The sequence below is a fragment of the Mesorhizobium sp. M7A.F.Ca.US.002.01.1.1 genome (assembly GCF_004022955.1).
GTDB lineage: Bacteria > Pseudomonadota > Alphaproteobacteria > Rhizobiales > Rhizobiaceae > Mesorhizobium > Mesorhizobium ciceri.
In genome coordinates this window covers 1-3,403 of the sequence record NZ_RZQE01000563.1, presented here as the reverse complement: position 1 = coordinate 3,403, position 3,403 = coordinate 1, and the positions used below count along the sequence as shown (strand labels likewise).

5 protein-coding genes are annotated in these 3,403 nt (G+C 63.4%); 1 reads left to right on the top strand and 4 read right to left on the bottom strand.

Features of this window, described 5'->3' with window-relative positions:
- From EN932_RS31945 to EN932_RS31930, 4 genes are all read right to left on the bottom strand, one after another.
- A partial coding sequence (locus tag EN932_RS31945; RefSeq protein ID WP_164890723.1) for an acyl-CoA dehydrogenase family protein occupies window positions 1-145 on the bottom strand: 145 nt, incomplete at its 3' end.
- Between the two features lie 4 nt (window positions 146-149).
- On the bottom strand, window positions 150-1,253 hold the full coding sequence (locus tag EN932_RS31940) for a carnitine 3-dehydrogenase (protein WP_024501970.1): 1,104 nt from the start codon (window positions 1,251-1,253) through the stop codon (window positions 150-152).
- Entirely contained in the window at window positions 1,250-1,879 is a 630-nt protein-coding gene (locus EN932_RS31935; protein WP_127368670.1) for an HD domain-containing protein, read from the bottom strand. Before EN932_RS31935 ends, EN932_RS31940 begins: the two co-directional genes overlap by 4 nt.
- Window positions 1,880-1,901: 22 nt before the next feature.
- Window positions 1,902-2,819, bottom strand: coding sequence for a 3-keto-5-aminohexanoate cleavage protein (locus EN932_RS31930; RefSeq protein ID WP_013528293.1), 918 nt, complete (start codon window positions 2,817-2,819; stop codon window positions 1,902-1,904).
- A gap of 77 nt (window positions 2,820-2,896) precedes the next feature.
- Here EN932_RS31930 and EN932_RS31925 point away from each other — a divergent pair.
- On the top strand, window positions 2,897-3,403 hold a 507-nt coding region (locus EN932_RS31925), incomplete at its 3' end, for an AraC family transcriptional regulator (protein WP_164890722.1).

Genomic DNA, 3,403 nt, shown 5'->3' with positions numbered 1-3,403 from the left:
CCTTTACCTTGACCTCTTCGATCAGGTCGCGGCGCAGCACGCCGGTGCGCTCGACCTCGCGCTCATGCGGGTAAAGCTCGTTCTCGACGAACGCGCGCGTCGTCTCGACGATGAGCTTCTGTTCCTCCGACAGCCCGAAATCCATGCTCTCAGCCTTTCTTCTTGCCGGTCTTTTTCTTCGGCTTTTCGGCTTTCTTGACCGGTTTCAAGGCTTTGGCCTTCTCGGCCGCCTTGGAGGCCATGGGCTTCTTCGCCGCCAGCTTGGCCAGCTGCCTGGTATAGTCCTTATGCAGCGCGCCGGCGCCCCAGCCCTTGCCTTTGTTTTGTTTCGACAGCGCATCCATGATGGCGACCAGATTGTCGTCGCGGATCTTTTCCAGCTCGCGGATCGACAGCCCATGCGCCTGTTCGTCCGACTGCGTGGCGATCAGGTCGACCAGTTCGTCGTTGAACTCAGGCACGTCCATCAGCTTGGTCCATGGCCATTTCAGGCACGGCCCGAACTGCGCCATGAAGTGGCGCATGCCGGCCTCGCCGCCGGCGACGCGATAGACCTGGAACATGCCCATCTGCGCCCAGCGCAGGCCGAAGCCGTAGCGCATGATGTCGTCGAGTTCCTCGACCGTGCAGATGCCGTCCTTGATCAGCCACAGCGCCTCGCGCCATGCCGCTTCGAGCAGGCGGTCACCGACGAAGGCCTCGATCTCCTTGCGGATGACGACAGGCTTCATGCCGATCGAGGCATACATCTCCTTGGCGACCTCGATCGCCTCGGGGAAGGTCTGCTCGCCACCGACGATCTCCACCAGCGGCAGGAGATAGACCGGGTTGAACGGATGGCCGACGACCAGCCGCTCCGGATGCTTCTTCATCGCCACCTGCATGTCGGTCGGCTTGATGCCGGAAGTCGAGGAGCCGACAATCGCGTTGGCCGGCGCGTGAGCGTCGATCTCGGCCAGCACGCGGTGTTTCAGGTCGAGCCGCTCCGGCACGCTCTCCTGGATGAAATCGGCATCGGCGACCGCTTCGGCGATGGTCTTGGCGAAGGTCAGCTTGCCCTCTTTCGGCAGGCCGCCGGGCACCATCTGCTTATAGGCGCGGCGCGCGCCCTTCATCACTTCGCCGACCTTGCGCGACGCCTCGGGATCGGGATCGAAGATCGACACGTCGATGCCGTTGAGCAGCAGGCGCGCCACCCAACCGGCGCCGATCACACCGCCACCGATGGCGGCTGCCTTGTTGATGATGCTCATGCTGAAGCTCCGGTTCTTGTCGCGGCGGTTGCGGGATCGATGAGGGGTACGCGCTCGCCGGCTCGGATCACCGAGGGATCGTAGGCCTTGCGGGCAAAGACTTCGAGCACGAAGGGCCGGAAGAATTCCATCGACAGCGTGTCATAGTCGGGGTCGAAGCTAGACTGGTCCCAGCGTTCGCAAAACTCGTCGCAATCGTCGAAATAAGCATGGCCGGCAAAGCGGTCGCGGGCGTGGCGGTTGCCGCCGAGATGATGGGCATAATAGAGCCGCTGGAAGTCGCCATGCTTTTCCACCACCCAAGTGCACTGCTCGCGCACGAAAGGTTTCAGGATCGAAGCGGCATATTCGTCGTGATTGTAAGGCGCATAGATGTCGCCGATGTCGTGCAGCAGCGCGCAAGCGATCCAGTCGGTGTCTGCGCCGTCGCGCCAGGCACGTGTCGCTGCCTGCAGCGAATGGCCGAGCCGGGTGATCTTGTAGCCGGAAAGACCCGCGTCGAGCTGCACCAGCGCGTCGAGCAGCCGCTCGCCGGTCCTGGCCGCATAGTCGATTTCATGCGCGGTCAGGAACTCGTAGTCGTCCCGGTCGCCATCCTTCATCGCGGTGAATTTTACGGTAGTCATGCCGACCCTCCCGACGAATAATTTATGCCGCGATCGGCGCCCGCTTGGTGAGGTTGAGCTTCTGCCGTACCTCTTCCGGCCCAAGGATTCTGGCGCCGAGATTGGTGACGATGCTGGCGGCGCGCTCGACCAGCTGTGCGTTGGTGGCCAGCACGCCCTTGTCGAGCCACAGATTGTCCTCCAGCCCGACGCGGACATTGCCGCCGGCCAGCACCGCCGCCGCGGCATAAGCCATCTGGTTGCGGCCGATGGCGAAGGCCGACCAGTTCCAGGTCGACGGCACATTGTTGACCATGGCCATGAAGGTGTTGAGATCATCAGGCGCACCCCACGGCACGCCCATGCAAAGCTGCACCAGCGCATCCGGGTTGAGCACCTTTTCCTCGACCAGTTGCTTGGCGAACCACAGATGGCCGGTGTCGAAAGCCTCGATCTCCGGCTTGACGCCGAGCGCCGTCATCATGCCGCCCATGGCGCGCAGCATGCCGGGCGTGTTGGTCATGACATAGTCGGCCTCGGCGAAATTCATGGTGCCGCAGTCGAGTGTGCAGATTTCCGGCAGGCATTGGCGCACATGTTCCATGCGGTTGGTGGCACCGCCCATGTCGGTGCCTTTTTCGTTGAGCGGCAGCGGCGCTTCCGGCGATCCGAACACCATGTCGCCGCCCATGCCGGCGGTCAGGTTCAGGATGACGTCGACTTCTGCCGCGCGGATGCGCTCGGTCACTTCGCGGTAGAGATGTACGTCGCGCCTCGGCCTACCGGTCTCGGGATCGCGCACATGGCAATGCACGATGGCGGCGCCCGCCTTGGCCGCATCGATGGCGGAATCCGCGATCTGCTTGGGCGAGCGCGGCACATGCGGGCTGCGGTCCTGCGACCCGCCGGACCCGGTCACGGCACAGGTAATGAAGACCTCACGGTTCATCGCAAGCGGCATGGAACTCTCCTCCGAAAGAAATAGACCTCAACAATGCCCGACTTGCCGGAAACTGTTTTGCGTTTTACGAAGCTTCCATGACGAAAAGCGAAAAACCAACGATCTTTCGCGCCGAGCGCTCGCCGCTTAGGGTGACGCTGCTGGTATTTTCCGGTTCGTCGATCATGTGCGTCGCATCCGCCGTCGATCCACTGCGCGCGGCCAACCGCATCTCCGGCGAGACCCTGTTCGATTTCAAGCTGGTCTCGGTGACCGGCGAGGCTCCAGTCACCACTTGCGGCCTGCCGGTGGCGGTCGGCGGCCGCTTCGATGCGGGCGAGTCGACCGACGTTCTTGTCGTCGTCGCCGGCTTCGGCACCCAGAACTATGCAACCTCGGCTCTGTTGTCCGGCCTGCGCCGGGCTGCACGGACAGCACGCGCTTGCGGCGGTGTCGAAGCCGGCACCTGGCTGGTGGCGCGCGCCGGCCTGCTGGAAGGACGCAGCGCCACCACCCACTGGGAAGACATGGAGGATTTTTCCTCGGCCTTTCCCGGCGTCGACGTGCGTCCGGACCGTTATGTCATCGACGGGCCGGTGTTCACC